Annotated in this window: 9 protein-coding genes and 1 riboswitch; of the genes, 7 read left to right on the forward strand and 2 right to left on the reverse strand. The window is 32.5% G+C overall.

Annotated features, from left to right (window positions below):
- Positions 1-377 precede the first annotated feature (377 nt).
- The 7 genes from CSPA_RS09080 (at position 378) to CSPA_RS09105 (ending at position 15,056) form a co-directional block, all read left to right on the forward strand.
- A complete protein-coding gene (locus tag CSPA_RS09080) occupies positions 378-3,143 on the forward strand; it encodes a X2-like carbohydrate binding domain-containing protein (protein ID WP_015391948.1) in 2,766 nt (921 codons plus the stop codon).
- A 618-nt stretch (positions 3,144-3,761) separates the two neighbouring features.
- Positions 3,762-5,987: a glycoside hydrolase family 48 protein gene (locus tag CSPA_RS09085; RefSeq protein WP_015391949.1), complete on the forward strand. Its 2,226-nt coding sequence runs from the start codon at positions 3,762-3,764 to the stop codon at positions 5,985-5,987.
- A 416-nt stretch (positions 5,988-6,403) separates the two neighbouring features.
- Positions 6,404-9,019, forward strand: a complete 2,616-nt coding sequence (locus CSPA_RS09090; protein ID WP_015391950.1) for a glycoside hydrolase family 9 protein — start codon at positions 6,404-6,406, stop codon at positions 9,017-9,019.
- A 180-nt stretch (positions 9,020-9,199) separates the two neighbouring features.
- Positions 9,200-9,343, forward strand: a complete 144-nt coding sequence (locus CSPA_RS29395) for an AgrD family cyclic lactone autoinducer peptide (protein ID WP_015391951.1) — start codon at positions 9,200-9,202, stop codon at positions 9,341-9,343.
- 272 nt (positions 9,344-9,615) lie between these two features.
- The gene (locus CSPA_RS09095; protein ID WP_015391952.1) at positions 9,616-11,757 is read left to right on the forward strand and encodes a glycoside hydrolase family 9 protein; all 2,142 of its coding nucleotides are present in this window, start codon (positions 9,616-9,618) and stop codon (positions 11,755-11,757) included.
- Between the two features lie 25 nt (positions 11,758-11,782).
- On the forward strand, positions 11,783-13,609 hold the full coding sequence (locus CSPA_RS09100) for a glycoside hydrolase family 44 protein (RefSeq protein ID WP_015391953.1): 1,827 nt from the start codon (positions 11,783-11,785) through the stop codon (positions 13,607-13,609).
- 28 nt (positions 13,610-13,637) lie between these two features.
- Positions 13,638-15,056 (forward strand): cellulase family glycosylhydrolase, encoded by a 1,419-nt coding sequence (locus tag CSPA_RS09105; protein WP_015391954.1) that lies wholly within the window; start codon positions 13,638-13,640, stop codon positions 15,054-15,056.
- A gap of 69 nt (positions 15,057-15,125) precedes the next feature.
- Here the strand turns inward: CSPA_RS09105 and CSPA_RS30505 are convergent, their stop codons facing one another.
- Together CSPA_RS30505 and CSPA_RS09115 are read right to left on the reverse strand one after the other, a co-directional pair.
- Positions 15,126-15,764 carry a sensor histidine kinase gene (locus CSPA_RS30505; RefSeq protein WP_241425103.1) on the reverse strand — a complete coding sequence of 213 codons (639 nt, stop codon included), beginning with the start codon at positions 15,762-15,764 and terminating at the stop codon, positions 15,126-15,128.
- Positions 15,765-16,435: 671 nt separating this feature from the next.
- Positions 16,436-17,167: a LytR/AlgR family response regulator transcription factor gene (locus CSPA_RS09115; protein ID WP_015391956.1), complete on the reverse strand. Its 732-nt coding sequence runs from the start codon at positions 17,165-17,167 to the stop codon at positions 16,436-16,438.
- Between the two features lie 177 nt (positions 17,168-17,344).
- A riboswitch (cyclic di-GMP riboswitch) is annotated at positions 17,345-17,434 on the reverse strand.
- Positions 17,435-17,442: the final 8 nt, after the last annotated feature.

The raw sequence follows: 17,442 nt of genomic DNA on the forward strand, positions 1-17,442 counted from the left end.
CATTTTGTTGTGGATTTTTTGATTGGCTAAGTAAATAAATTATGGAACAATATGTCTTATAAACGTTTTCTAACACGTGAGTTTTGTCAAATAAATTACATAAATAATAATAAATTTATCTTAAATGTATTTATAGAGAAAATAATAAGTTATATGACATATATTAGATAGAATGCGATATTTTAAGAAAAAATGGTGAAATTCGTGAGATAATATATACAGAAAATTTATTCTGTAAAATTATTAATGATTTAATTAATTTATGGAGTATTAGTCAAAATTATGAAAACTATTCTTTAGGGGGGTGAAAAATGAAGGGGACTTTTATAAAAATTAATTTTAGGGATTTTTATTAAACAAGGGAAAGGATGATCTTTATGAAAAGAAAAAAAATTTTAAGCGTTATGCTGGCAGCAGCTATTGTTTCAGCAAACTTATGTACTACACCTGTATTTGCAGCTGAAACTGCTAGTAACTTAGGCTTAGACTTAACAAATGTAAAAACAGATGAATCAACAAATGCAATAAATGGAACATTTAATGTGACTAATAATGGTGAAGAAGCAATTAATTTATCGGATGTAAAAATAAGATACTATTTTACAGCTGATAATAAAAAGGGACAAGAATTCCACTGTTACAATGCAGACATTGCAGACCCATATAAAAGCGTAACAGGAAATGTTACAGGAAAATTTGTTAAGATGGAAAGCAAGGCTGATGGAGCAGACACATATCTTGAAATAGGATTTGATTCTAGTGCAGGAACCCTTGATTCAGGAAAGACAGTAAACATTCAATCAAGCTTTAATAAAAAGGATTGGTCAAGCTTTAATCAAAGTAATGACTATTCCTTTAATGATGCTCAAAAAGTTGTAGTTTTAGTTGGTGGTAAGGTAGTAAGTGGAACTGAACCAACTGTATCAACAGTAGATCCAAGTAAAACAACAACAGGTGCTGCAGTAAATGTTTCAGGAAAAGTTGAAGTAAATGTATCTAATGGGTCAAGTGCAAATTCAATAGCACCTACATTCACAATTACGAATACAGGTGATGAGGAATTAGATCTTACAACCTTAAAACTAAAATATTTTTACACAGCAGATGGAGATGAAGCAGAAACATTTAATTGTTATTATGCAGGAACAGTAGGAGGAGATTATCAGAATCTTACTGGAAATGTAGAAGGAAAAATAGTTAAATTGGGTTCAGCAGTTGCTAATGCTGATTCATATATTCAAGTAGGCTTTAATGGTGGAACTCTTGCAGCAGGACAATCAGCACAAGTACAAGCATCAGTTAATAAGGATGGCTGGAAAGACTATAATCAATCAGATGATTATTCATATGGTGACAGTAAACATGTGGCAGCTTATGTAGATAATAAATTAATATGGGGAAGCGAGCCAGATGGTACACCAATTGTGATATCTGCAAAATTAGATAGAACAAGTATTTCAGTTGATAAAGCATCATTAAAAGATGAAACAATCAATATTACCCTTAATGGAAATACTTTTACAGGAATCAGCGGATTAACAGAAGGTACAGATTATACAGTTTCAGATGGAAATATAGTAACAATTAAGAGTTCTTATTTTGGAAACTTACCTGTAGGAAGTAAAGCACTTACATTTAATTTTGATAAAGGAGAAGCTCAAAAGTTAAATGTTAATGTTACTGACTCTAATGTAACGCCAGATGTTGATCCAGTAATATCACCAGTATCAGGAGATTACAATAAGTCAAACAAAGCAGATATGAATGTTCAAATGACATTAAACGGAAAATCTTTTGTTGATATTAAAAACAAAGATGCAGTTTTGAGTCAAGGTACAGACTATGTTGTAAATGGAGATGTAGTTACAATAAAACAATCTTATTTAGATACACTTTCAGAAGGACAAGCTACAGACCTTACATTTGATTTTAGTGGAGGAAAATCTAAAATATTTACAGTTAATGTAATCAAGGCAGTTGAAGATGGTTTAGTTATAAATATTCCAGATGTTACAACAAAAGCTGGAGCTACAGTTACAATACCAGTAACTATTACAGGGATTGATCCTACAGAGGGACTTAATGGATGTAATTTCAAATTAAAATATGATCCTGCTCTATTTGAAAATGTATCTATAACATCAGGAGATATTTGTGTGAATCCAGCTAAGACTCTATTTAAAACAATAGACAGTACTAGTGGAACAATGAGTATAATGTATGCTGATTCTACTGGAAAAGACCTTGAGGCTATAGTAAAAAATGGAGTGTTCATGAATATCAACCTTAAAGTTAAGGATTCAGCGGCAAATGCAACAAGTCAAATACAAGTAACTAAAGCTGGAAAGTTTGTTGATAAGGATTCACATGTTTATACAATAAATTATAAGGTTGGAAAAATAACTATTGGAGATGGTGGTGTAGTAACACCTGTACAAGATTCTACATTAGCTACAAATAGTGCAACTGTTGTATCTACAACATCAGCAGGGATACAAGTTGGCATGGTCTTAAATGGAAATAAATTTGTTCAAATACAAAATGGAGATAAGGTATTAGTGCAAGGTACAGATTATACAGTTGATGGAACAAAGGTGACAATAAATCCTTCGTATATTTCAACTTTACCAGAAGGAAGTAATGAGCTTACATTTAAATTTAGTGCTGGAAATGATGCGAAGTTTACCCTTAATGTTACAAAGCCAGCTACTGAAACATTGGCTGCAGGCATTGGAAAAATAGAAGCAAAAGCCGGAGATACTGTAACTATTCCTGTTACTTTATCACAAGCACCAACTGCAGGAATAGCAAACTTCTCATATAGAATCAAATATGATCCTAGTTTAGTAGAAGTAGTAGGTGTAGATGCAGGTAGTATAATTACAAATCCAGAGCAAAATTTTGTATCAGGAGTATATGAAGATACAAAAACAATATCTATCCTATTTATAGATAATGCATTGAGTGATGAAGAAACAATAAAAAATGCTGGTGTATTATCAAACATCAAATTAAAAATAAAAGATAATGCTCCAAAAGGTTTAATTCCTATAGAGTTTAATAATGATGATCATTCATTCTATGATATAAATGGAAATGAAATAAAAGCTGATTTTAATAATGGAAGTATAGAGGTTAAATAATAAACTATAGATATCCAACGCGAGAATTAGACTTATGCAACAATTACCGAAATTAGATACATTTATCTTCCACAGGACTAGTGAAATTTTCGCTGGAAGCTTCTAAATGGCAGCTTGTTGTCATTTCAGCGTGTTCCAGATGTAAAATCCCCAAGGAGAAAGTTCGTGTTTCCAAATCTAAAATTTGGACACTTACTTTTTGGACATTCACTTTTAGACAAGCTAAAATGGAGCAAGTTCCTATTAAGAACCTTCATCAGCTCAATTTCACATGTCTGCTTCCAGAAAAATGTATCGGATTTCTAGTGTGGTGTTACGATTATAATCTCTCAATTATACATGTATATTCCATTTATAAGTTAAACTCTTAAATTGGATATCTATATAAAAAAGTTAAAAAATACATTGGCTGATCTTCAAAATAAGGGATAAAAATAATAGATAAATAATGTGTATTGTGCTTGCTAATACATTAAACTATAAGTCTGGCTAAAACAGAGAAGATTATGCTGGCTGAATATTTCTTTGATATACCAAAGATCAGCCAATGTATAGAAAGTATTAATTAGATTGTCTTACAGCCAATTTTAATTGGTAAAATTATAGGGGGGAAATACAATGATAAAAGCAAAGTTAAAGATATTAGTTGCATCTGTTATGTGTTCAGCAATTTGTTTAACACCGTTATTCAATACTGCAGCTATGGCTGCTACTACAGCTCAAAATGCTTCGACAACTCAAACTGATGAATATCAACAACGTTTCATGACTATGTGGGGAAAAATTCATGATTCTAAGAATGGATATTTTAAGAACTTTACTGATGGGGGAACAACTTTAAAAGTACCATATCATTCAGTTGAAACATTTATGTGTGAAGCACCAGATTATGGACATGAAACAACAAGTGAAGCGTATAGTTATTATATGTGGCTTGAAGCTATGTATGGAAAATTCACAGGTAACTGGAATGAATTTAAAAATGCATGGGATTCAGCAGATAAATATATTATTCCTCATGGTCAAGATCAAGCGGGAATGAATGCGTATAATCCGAATAGCCCAGCAACTCTTGCTAATGAATATCCAACTATAAATAAGTATCCAAGTAAATTACTATTTGGAACACCAGTTGGAAAAGACCCAATTAACAATGAGTTAAAAAATGCATATGGTTCAGGGGAAATGTATGGAATGCATTGGCTTCTTGATGTTGATAACTGGTATGGCTATGGTAATCGTGGAGATGCAAATAGTAATGCTCCAGCATATATAAACACATTCCAAAGAGGATCAGAAGAATCAGTTTGGAAAACAGTACCTCAACCATCCTATGAAACTTTTAAATGGGGAGGGAAAAATGGATATTTAGATTTGTTTACAGGAGATAATAATTATTCAAAGCAATGGCGTTATACAGATGCACCAGATGCTGATGCTCGTGCTATTCAAGCAACATATTGGGCTGATGAATGGGCAAAAACTCAAGGTAAGGATGTTAGCCAATATGTAAGTAAAGCATCAAAAATGGGTGATTACTTGAGATATTCTATGTTTGATAAATATTTTAAACCTATTGGAGTAGGAGCAGATCAGCAAACAGAGGCTTCTGGTCAGCATTATTTACTTTCATGGTATTATGCTTGGGGCGGTGGCGCTGGTGGAGACTGGTCTTGGAAAATAGGATGCAGTCATAACCACTTTGGATATCAAAATCCAATGACAGCATGGGTAATGTCAAAGGATGCAGATTTTAAACCTAAATCATCTGGTGGTGCGTCAGATTGGAATAAGAGTTTAGATCGTCAATTGGAATTATATCAATGGCTTCAATCTTCAGAAGGTGGTATAGCTGGTGGAGCAACAAATTCACTCACAACTGATGCTGGAAGTTATCAAAAATACCCAGAAGGTACACCAACCTTCTATGGAATGGCTTATGACTGGCAGCCAGTATATCATGATCCACCAAGTAACAACTGGTTTGGTATGCAAACATGGTCAATGCAACGTGTAGCTGAATTATATTACAAAACAGGAGATAAGAGGGCACAAGCTGTACTTGATAAATGGACAAAATGGGTTAAGAGTGTAGTTAAACTCAATGATGATGGAACTTATGCAATACCAAATAACTTAACATGGTCAGGACAACCAGATACATGGAATGGAACGTATACAGGAAATCCAGGTCTTCATGTGGATGTAAAAGATTATTCACAAGATGTTGGAGTAACATCATCATTAGCTAATACATTAACTTATTATGCGGCAGCAAGTAATAAGTATTCAACATTTGATAAAGACTCTGCGAAGCTTGCAAAAGAACTTCTTGATCGTATGTGGAAATTAGACCAAGATAGCAAAGGATTATCAGTAGAAGAAGAACGTGCTGATTATAGTAAGATATTTGACACTAAGGTATATATTCCAGACGGATGGAGTGGAAAAATGCCTAATGGAGATGTAATTAAACCAGGTGTATCATTCTTAGACATTCGTTCTAAATATAAGCAAGATCCAGATTTTGCAAAGGTAGAAGAAGCTTATAAAGAAGGAAAAGCTCCAGTATTTAAGTATCATCGTTTCTGGGCACAGTCAGAAGCTGCCATAGCAAATGGTGCATACTCAATTTTATCTAAGGAATTCCCAGCTGACAGCATTCTAAAAGGAGATGTTACTGGTGATGGAACAGTTGATATCCAAGATTATATTGCATTACAAAAATATATCTTAGATCCAGCTACGCAAATAAATGCTGCAAATGCTGATGTAAATGGAGACGGAAGAGTAAATACAGCTGATTTATTTGCATTAAGAAAAATGGTATTGGATAATCAATAAACTTATAGGATAACAATTAGTTTATGTAAAGCTAACTAAATAACACATATATATAAGTTGTATATATAGATATCCAATGCAAGAACTATACTTATGCAACAATTACCGAAATCAGATCCATTTATCTTCCGCAGGACTAGTGAAATTTTCACTGGAAGGTTCTAAGTGGAAGGTTGCACCCATTTCTGCATGTTCCTAAAGTAAATTTATGACAAGCAGAAAATGAAACAACCTTCCACTAATAACCATCATCAGCTCAATTTTACATGCCTGCTTCCAAAAAAATGTATCTAATTTCTAGTGTGGTGTTACGATTATAATTTCTCAATGATGCATGTATAGTCTATTTATAAGTTAAACTCTTAAATTGTATATCTATATTTAGTTAGCAATATGAAAATATAGGGGGGAAAACAATGATAAGGAAAAAAATAGCATGTTTAATGCTTGCAGGTAGTTTATTTATGTCTTTTGTTCCAACTACCTTTGCTAATGCAGCTGATAAAGTTTCTGTAGGAAACTTAATAAAAAACAATACTTTTGATAATGGTGTAGGATTACCTTGGAATCAAGTTGAGACTTACCCAGCTGATGCGGACTTCGATATAGATAATGGAACTTACAATGTAACAATTAAAACACCTGATGAAACAAAATCAAAGGATACAAGATGGGGGGTTCAATTCCGTCATAGAGGCCTAACCCTTGAACAGGGACACACCTATGAAGTATCCTTTACAGTAAAAGCTACAGCAGATTGTAAAGTATATCCTAAGATAGGACAACAAGGAAAAGAATATAAAGAATATTGGAATTACAATCATAAAGGCTGGGAACCATTAAGCTTAAAAGCTAATCAACCTGTAACTGTTAAAGAAACTTTTACTATGACTGATCCTACAGAAAATGCATGTGAATTTGCATTCCATCTTGCTGGAGACTGTTTAGCAGCTAATCTTCCTTACACAGTTTCGTTTGATAATATAAATCTAAAAGATCCTCAATTTCCAGGATACGATAAAGAACCAGAAGAACCAACAAATGCTGTTCGAGTAAATCAAGTAGGATATTTTACAGATCTTGAAAAGAAAGCAACTGTAGTTTCTAGTTCAACTACACCTATAGCATGGAGATTATTAGATAGCAGCAATAATGTTGTAAAATCAGGACAAACAACTGTATTTGGAAAAGATCATGCATCAGGTGATAATGTTCATACAATTGACTTTTCTGATTTTAAAACAGAAGGAAAAGGATATAAATTAGCAGTAGATTCAGCAGATGTTTCTCCTAAGGAAAGCATGAAATTTGATATTGGCAATAGTATCTATTCAAAAATGAAATCTGATGCCATAAAATATTTCTATAATAATAGAAGTGGTATTGAAATAAAGGGGAATTATGCTGGAAGGGCAGATTTAGCAAGGCCAGCTGGGCATCCAAATGATGTATTAGGCAATGCACCAAATACCTGGTATAAAGCAAATTATACATTGGATGTAACCGGCGGATGGTATGATGCAGGAGATCATGGTAAATATGTTGTTAACGGTGGGATATCTACATGGACAATGATGAATCAATATGAGCGCGCATTATATAATAAGGTAGATCTTAAGAGAGCTCCTTTTGGAGATGGAACAATGAATATTCCAGAGAGTGGAAATGGAATTCCAGATATTCTTGATGAATCACGTTGGAATTTACAGACACTTTTAAAAATGCAAGTACCAGATGGTAATGAACTTGCAGGAATGGTACACCATAAGGCTCATGATGAACGTTGGACAGCTCTTGGAATACGTCCAGACCAAGATCCACAAAAGCGTTACTTACAGCCACCAAGCACTGCAGCGACATTAAATTTAGCAGCTATTGCAGCACAAGGGTCTCGTCTTTGGAAGAGTTATGATAGTGCTTTTGCAAGTAAATGTTTAGCATCAGCTGAAAAAGCATGGGATGCAGCAGTGGCACATCCAGATAAATTAGCACCACTAACAGGAGCTATTGGTGGAGGTGCATATGGAGACAATAAAGTTGATGATGAATTTTATTGGGCAGCATGTGAACTTTATGCAACAACTGGTGAAAGTAAATATTTAGATTATATTAAGAGTTCTAAATACTATTTACAAATGCCAACATCATTAACAGGAGGAGAGGATAATGGAATAACAGGTCCTTTCGACTGGGGAAATGTACAAGGCTTAGGAACAATAACTTTAGCTCTTGTGCCTAATGGATTACCAAAAGAAGATGTAGATACTGCTAAGAAAAATATTAAAGCAGCAGCAGATGCCTTTATAACTAATGAAAACAAAGAAGGTTATGGTACACCTATGACTGAAGGACCATATGGTTCACCTTTAAACGATGGTTCTGCACCATCTGGTAAAGGATATCCTTGGGGATCTAACTCATTAGTAGTTAATGAAGGTATTGTAATGGCTTATGCAAATGATTTCAGCGATAAAACAGATAATAAATATATTAATGGTGCTGAAAGGTCAATGGATTATATATTAGGATGCAATCCAAATGTACAAAGCTACATTACAGGCTATGGAAGCAATCCACTAGAAAATCCACATCATCGTTTCTGGGCATATCAAACAGATAATACTTTCCCTAAGGCTCCAGCAGGTGCTATGGCAGGGGGACCAAATTCAGGTTTAGAAGATCCATGGGTTAAAGGATCAGGATGGAAACCAGGTTCAAGACCAGCAGCAAAATGCTTTATGGATAATATAGAATCTTGGTCTACAAATGAAGTTACAATTAACTGGAATGCTCCATTTGCATGGATGAGCTCTTATATGGATGATAATGGAGGCCAGAAAGGCGGAAATGCTGTAAAGGGAGATGTAAATAATGATGGTGAAGTTGACAGTATGGATTATATAGCTTTACAAAAATATATAATGGATCCATCAAATAGTAATATAAATACTGCAAATGCCGATTTAAATGGAGATGGAAAAATAAATACAGCAGATCTTTTTGCATTAAGGAAAACAATTATAAATAGTTAAAAAAATATTTTACTAATATAAGGAAATATGGTATAATTATCACGTGTTAACGATAACATTGTCATATAAGTAATATTATCCCATTACATCTTAAATTCAAAATGTTGCACACTTAATAAAGGGAATTTAATTGTAAGGGATTAATTACTTAAAATAATATAAATTATGGGAGGGATAATAATGACAATATCTAGAATTAAGGGCTTAGTCGCTATGGGACTTTCAGCAGCAGCAATGTTTGTTGCAGCAACTTCATCAAGTATGTGTTTTTCTTGCCATTTTGAAGAAGTTAAAATGCCTAAATCATTATACAAGCGTGATTAGTTATAACTTAATTGTAAAGGCTATATAAAGAAAAAATTCCTTTGACATATTAATTATTTATGTCAAGGGGATTTTTTTTATAGCTCTCATTTATAAAGGTGCTTAAATTTATATTTTATAAAAAAGCATAACATAATACAATTTGGTCGTAAAAACTAATAAGAAATTAGAATATTATATTATGAAAAATTAGTGTAAACTTGGGAAAAAAGGTGGAAAAAGTGTAATAATTTGATAGATAATAAAAGAAAATGGATAGGAGGGGATATAAAATGCTAAAGAGAAAAGGGTACATTTCTTCAATTATTTCAATTATACTTTTAACAGGATTTATTGGAACTTTATGTCCAATAAAAGTTAAGGCTGATGAAAGCAGCATAAAATACAATTATGGAGAAGCACTGCAAAAATCAATAATGTTTTATGATTTTCAACGTTCAGGAAAATTACCTAATGATAAAAGAGATAACTGGAGAAGTGATTCAGGGATGGATGATGGAAAGGATGTAGGCTTAGATCTTACTGGTGGGTGGTATGATGCTGGAGATCATGTGAAATTTAATCTGCCTATGTCATATACGTCAACCATGCTTGCCTGGTCACTTTATGAAGATAAGGAGGCTTATGAAAAGAGTGAACAGTTAAAGTACATTAAAGATGAAATAAAGTGGGCAAATGACTATTTTATAAAATGCAATCCGGAAAAAGATGTATATTATTACCAAGTAGGTGATGGAGGGCAGGATCATTCTTGGTGGGGGCCTCCAGAAGTAATGCAGATGAAAAGACCATCATATAAAGTAGATATAAATAATCCAGGGTCTACAGTTACAGCTGAAACAGCAGCATCACTTGCATCAGCAGCCTTAGTTTTTAAGGACAGTGATTCTGAATACTCACAAAAATGTCTGAAGCATGCCAAAGAACTATTTGAATTTGCAGATGAAACAAGAAGTGATTCTGGATATAAAGCTGCATCTCCGTATTATACTTCTAATAGTGGTTTTTGGGATGAGCTTTCATGGGCTGCAACATGGCTTTACATGGCTACAGGAGACAGCGCATATTTAGATAAAGCAGAAAGTTATGTTCCGCATTGGAGCGTAGAACAGCAGACTTCAACTATATCCTATACATGGGGGCATTGCTGGGATGATGTGCATTATGGTGCAGAACTGCTATTAGCAAAAATAACTAATAAAGAAACATACAAAGAAAGCATAGAAAGGAATCTTGATTTTTGGACTACTGGATATAATGGAAGGCGTGTAACATATACACCAAAAGGATTAGCATGGTTGAGTGATTGGGGTTCTTTAAGATATGCTACAACCACAGCATTTTTAGCAGGTGTCTATGCTGATTGGTCAGGATGTTCTAAGGAAAAAGCTTCAACATATAACAATTTTTTAGAAAGTCAAGTTAATTATGCCCTTGGAAGTACAGGAAGAAGTTTTGTAGTGGGATTTGGTGAAAATTCGCCTAAAAATCCACATCATAGAGGTGCACAAGGATCTTGGTTAGATGATAAAAAGGTTCCAGGTTATAATCGCCATGTTTTATATGGTGCTCTGGTTGGAGGACCAAGTTCAAATGATTCTTATACGGATGATGTAGAGAATTTCAGATGCAATGAGCCAGCATGTGATTATAATGCAGGTTTTGTAGGAGCTTTAGCAAAGATGTATGAAAAACATGGAGGGGAACCTATAAAAGATTTTAAAGCAATAGAACAAAAAACTAATGATGAATTCTATGCGGAAGCTGGGGTAAATGCTAGTGGACCGAATTTCATGGAAATAAAGGCGTTGTTATATAATAAGTCAGGCTGGCCAGCAAAGGTTGGAGATAAGCTTTCCTTTAAATATTTTATAGACATTAGTGAAATTATAAAAGCTGGCTATACTTCAAAGGATATAACAATTTCAACAAATTACAATCAAGGAGCTAAGGTGTCTAATTTAATACCTTGGAATGAAGCTCAGAATATATATTATGTAAATGTTGATTTTTCTGGAACAAAAATATACCCAGGAGGACAGCCTAACTATAGAAAGGAAGTACAATTTAGAATGTCAGCGCCAGAAAAGTGTTCATGGGATAATTCTAATGATTTCTCATACAAGGGAATTTCAACTGTACCTGGAGGAACACCGCTTCAAACATCTAATATACCTGTATATGATGACAATGTTTTGGTTTATGGAAATACACCTGATAAAGGGGATAAGCCAGCTATAATTGGAGATGTAAACAATGATGGAGAAGTTAATATTTTAGATTATATTGCACTGCAGAAATATATAATGAATCCTTCAGCTAGTATAGAGTTAAAGAATTCAGATTTAAATGGTGATGGAAGAGTAAATACTAGTGATCTTTTTATATTAAGAAGAACCATAATTGAACAATAAATTTAATGAAATGGGGTAGAGTGAAATGATAAAAACAAAAAAAGGGTTAGCATTTTTGATTGCTTGTGCATTAATTACATCAGTTTTACCAATGACAAGTGTGCATGCAGAAGAGACAAATTCTATTAACATAAGCATTGATACAGGTGCTGACAATGCTAAAATTAGTCCATATATTTATGGCGCTAATTATGATTCTAATGGAAATGAAGGTACAATTCCACAAGTAGCAACTGCAAGCAGACTTAGTGGAAATAGGCTCACAGGATATAATTGGGAGAATAATGCTTCAAATGCAGGAAGTGACTGGAAGCATAGTAGTGACAATTATTTAAATATGAATAGACCATATGACACTCAAAATATACCAGGAGAAGTAGTCACTAATTTTCATGATGAAGCATTAAAAAATGGTTCAACATATTCTCTTGCTACGTTACAGCTGGCAGGATACGTTGCCAAGGACAAAAATGGATCTGTAAGTGAAAGTGAAGCAGCACCTTCAGCAAGATGGGATCAGGTTAAAGTAAGAAAAGGAAGTGCTTTTTCCCAAACACCAGATTTAACTGATAATTATGTTTATATGGATGAGTTTGTGAATTCGCTAATATCTAAATATGGTAAATCAGATACTGCAACAGGTATTAAAGGCTACAGTCTTGATAATGAGCCAGGGCTTTGGTCTGGTACTCATCCTAGAATCCATAAAGACAAAGTTACATGCGCAGAACTTATATCAAAAGGTACAGATTATGCGAAGATGGTAAAGGATATGGATTCAAAGGCAGAAATATTTGGACCAGTTTTATATGGAATGGGTGCATATCAAAGCTTACAAAGTGCTCCAGATTGGGATAGTGTAAAAGGAAATTACAAGTGGTTTCCAGAGTATTATTTAGATAATATGAAAAAAGCATCTGAAAAAGATGGAAGGAGATTATTAGATGTATTTGATATTCATTATTATTCAGAAGCTACTGGTGGTGGTATTAGAGTAACTGAAAGCAATGACACAAATGTTGATTGTAATAAGGCTCGTATACAAGCACCTAGAACCTTATGGGATTCAACTTTTAAAGAAGACAGCTGGATTGGTCAATGGTGTGGAGATTTTACTCCAATAATTCCTAAGATGCAAAGTGCAATAAATACCTATTATCCAGGAACAAAACTTGGAATAACAGAGTATAATTTTGGTGGAAATAATCACATATCAGGTGGAATTGCTCAAGCTGATACATTGGGTATTTTTGGTAAGAATAATGTATATTTTGCAGCATTATGGCCATTTGATGGTAAAAGTGATTACACACAAGCAGCGTTTAACCTATATAGAAATTATGATGGTAAAAAGTCAACTTATGGTGATATAAAAGTTAAGGCTGAAACTTCTGATGTTGATAATTCATCTGTATATTCTGCTTTAGACAGTAAGGATCCTTCTAAATTACATGTAATCATGATTAATAAAAATTATGATAAGCCTATGACTATGAGTTTTAATATTGGAGGAAATAAAGTTTATCAATCAGGAAAAGTGTGGGCTTTTGATGAAAGTAGCGCTCAAATTACAGAAAGAACTCCTATAACAAATATTACAGATAATAAATTCCAATATACAGTTCCAAAGTTAACAGCATGCCATATAGTGTTAGATCTTAAGCAAGGTTCAACAACTATGCCTGGGGATGTAAATAATGATGGAGAAGTTAACGTTTTAGATTACATTGCACTTCAAAAATATATAATGAATCCTTCTGCTGGAATTGAGTTAAAAAATGCAGACCTTAATGGTGATGGAAAGATAAATAGTGCAGATCTTTTTGAACTAAGAAAAAAGATAAATGAATAATAAAGTTAAGGTAAGGGAGTAGATAAAAATGTTTAAAGTAAAGAAAGGCGTAGCACTTTTGATAGCATATGCACTTACAATTTCATGTGTACCGATGATACATGGAAATGCAGCAGAAATAAGTCCGATTAATTCAAGTATAGAGAAAAATCTTAATCAAGATGTAGTTTCTAGTACTAATTCGGATATTAGCACCAGCAGCTTTGTAACCTGTGATGGGAATAAGTTTAAAGTAGACGGACATGATTTCTATTTTGTGGGACAAAATAATTACTATTTACCATATGCACCAGATTATATGGTAGATGATGTATTTGCTGACGCTCAAGCCATGGGTTCAAAGGTTATGAGAACATGGGGATTTATTGACGGAGCATCAAGCTGCGATGTAGTTTTACAACCTAGTCTTGGCGTTTATAGTGAAGAAGGATTTAAGCATTTCGATTATGCTGTGAAAAAAGCTAAGGAGTCTGGAATAAAACTTGTGATTCCATTTGTGAATAATTGGAAGGACTTTGGCGGAATGGATAAGTATGTTGAATGGACTGGGGCTGGCAATCATGATGCATTTTATACAAATGAAGCATGTAAAACAGCTTATAAAAATTATATATATCACTTCTTAAACAGAACTAACACATATACTGGAGTAAAATATAAAGATGATCCAACAATTATGACTTGGGAACTTGGTAATGAACCTAGATGTAAGTCAGATGCAACTGGTGAAACGCTTTATAACTGGGCAAAAGAGATGAGTGAATATATAAAGAGCATAGATTCAAAGCACCTTGTTGCACTTGGAGATGAAGGTTTCTTTAAGAGAGATGGAGCAAAGTATAATTGGGATTGGAACTATACTGGCGGTGAAGGTGTGGATTGGGATAAATTGATTAGTATACCTACATTAGATTATGGGACATTCCATTTATATCCAGATGGATGGAATGAATCTGTAGATTGGGGAACTAAATATATTAAGGATCATATTGATGCTGCAAATTTAGTAAATAAACCAGCAGTGCTTGAGGAATATGGAATTAAGAACAATCAATTAAATGTTTATACAACCTGGGGAAATGCAGTAATAAATAATGGAGGTGCAGGATTAATGCCTTGGATGTTATCAGGCATTGGATTTGATAACAGAACTTTATATCCAGATTATGATGGATTCCGTATAATATATCCTAGTGACATAGCTACTTTACTTTCTGATAATGCAAAAGTAATGAATGCTAAATCCATAGCTACAACTGGTCCTTCTGTAATGCTCGGAGATGTAAATGAAGATAATGCAGTTGATGTATTGGATTATACAGCACTACAAAAATATTTACTTGTAGGAACAGGTGATATAAATAAAGCAAATGCAGATGTAAATAAGGACGCAAGAATTAATACAGCAGATCTTTTTGCATTAAGAAAAATAATTTTAGAGGGATAAAAGTTTTAGGAATAAGTTGTTATTACTGAAAAAAGGGCAGGTTATTTTTTATAACCTGCCTGTAAATTTTTATTTATTGCGTATTAATAGTTCTTGAACAAAAATACAATCTTCAATTGTAGTATTAAAAAGAACATTTTTATATCGTTTATTGATTATATCTTTAACATTGTTTAAGCCAAGACCTCTTCCCTCTCCCTTTGTAGAAAAGTTTTTTTGGTACAGCTTATGAATAGGAGGTGTAGAACTCAAACAGGAGTTGCGTATATTAAAAATAACTTCATTGTCAGTATTTATGGCAGCAAAATGAATAAATTTATTATCACATAAAATACTAGCTTCTATAGCATTATCAAGAAGAATGCCGATGATCCTGCATATGTCAATAACACTCATATTAATGAGTTCTATATCATCTGCCATTTCGATTTTAACATCGATACCTTTTGAATGTGCATTAACAATCTTTGAAGATAACAAGGCCTTCAAGGGACTAATTTTAATATGTGATAAGTAAGACAAAGACATATCTTTATTTACAATTTCATCACTTTCAGGAAGTAAATCATTGTAATAGTAATTCTTTAATCCATTAATATCGTCAGTTTCTATATAGCCTGCTAAAGTTGAAAGAATATTCAAATAATCATGTTTGAAGCTTCTTAAATCTGAATACATATTTTCAAGCATGTTTGTATAATTTTGCAATTGAGAATATTCTTTAGATCTATGTTTGTTTACCAAAATGGTAAAGCAGTAATATGTTATAGTTGTAATTAATATAAAAAATATAAATAAATTTAGTGCATTAAATAGAAGCATATTTTTATTCCATGTTACTACAAAATCTTTTAAACTATATTGGTAGTATAAGAATATAATTAATAGAATACTTATTATAAATGCAATAGGTGGTTTATTTGAAATTTTAATATTAATATCAATTCGACTAGAAATCTTTAATAAGATTAGTCTAATAATTTTACTTAGAACAAAAACATTAAGCAGAATAAGAAGTTCTGACATGAAATTTAATAGAAGATTAGCATTTATGTCAGAATAATTATATTTTAATAGATATATTAATATTGCTCCTGTAATAGCATCAGAAATAAATAGTAATATCCATATAAAAGCAGAAAAAATAACAGAAATAAAAAAATTTCTATATATTAATAGCAAACAAGTAAAAATGCAAAGCGGCATTACATATATAGGCAAGGCAGCTTTGGTATTAATAAAGAAATAACCGATTAATATATATATTATTATTGAGAATTTAATTAATATATTTTTATTAGGCTTTACAAAAAAAGTAAAGTTTAGAGCCGGGACCAGAATCTCAAGCATGATAATTAACGGAAAAAGTATATTAAGTACTATTTCAAGCATTTCTTCAACAACCCCTTTATATACCTTAAGGATACATAGCAAATCTCACTATTTGTCATTTCTACAATCATCTTACTTTTATCAATGGATTTAATCTTTTTAGTATTAACTAAATATGATCTATGAGTTTTATAAAAATTAGAAGAAACTGCTTGTTCAATGTTTTTTAAGGTACCGTAAAATTCATATTGTCCTTTAAAAGTATGTACTGAAATTTTATGTTCTTTGCCAGCAGTTTCGAAAAAAAGAATTTCATCAAAATCTAAAAAAATAACATTGCTACCAACATCTATTGAAAGCTTGTTATCATTTTTTGTTTTTGCAGCATTTAGATTATTATGTACAGCATTAAGGCAATCAGCTATTTTAACTTTTATTGCATTAATATCTCCCTTAACTATGTAATCAAGTGCTTGGACTTTATATTGAAATGTAAGAAGCGTTAATTCAGCATGAGCAGTTAAAAATATAATATATCCCTTAGGATCATAGGTTCTTATTAAGTGTGCCAATTGAAAGCCATTAAGATCACTATTTAAGTCTACATCTAAAAAATAGATAAAACTATTTTGACTATTATCAATATACTGAATAACTTCGTGAGGATTGTTTGTAGAAAGTGCAATTTTACAATTGAATTTTTTAGTCTCATTAGATATAATGGCTTCAATTTTTTTTCTTTGATCTAGATTATCTTCACAGATTATAATATTATTCATAATTTTCCCCCTAAAACTATTTAAGTACAAAGTAGTTCTTATAGTCATTCTTTTTACTTAATTTTTGTTTTATATTCTTCAAAATCTTTATGTATCATATATATTTCTACATAAAATGAAAAAGTGCCCATATAATTATAGGCACCAAAACAAAGCTTAAAATTTGTATAAATACATTTTGGCAACCTGACAATCATAGAAAATTAAATTATCCTTAGACTCATAGCTTTGCGGCCCTACCTTTCAGTAAGTGTGCTATTAGCATTGTATTTTTA

The organism is Clostridium saccharoperbutylacetonicum N1-4(HMT), assembly GCF_000340885.1.
GTDB classification, from domain to species: Bacteria; Bacillota; Clostridia; order Clostridiales; family Clostridiaceae; genus Clostridium; species Clostridium saccharoperbutylacetonicum.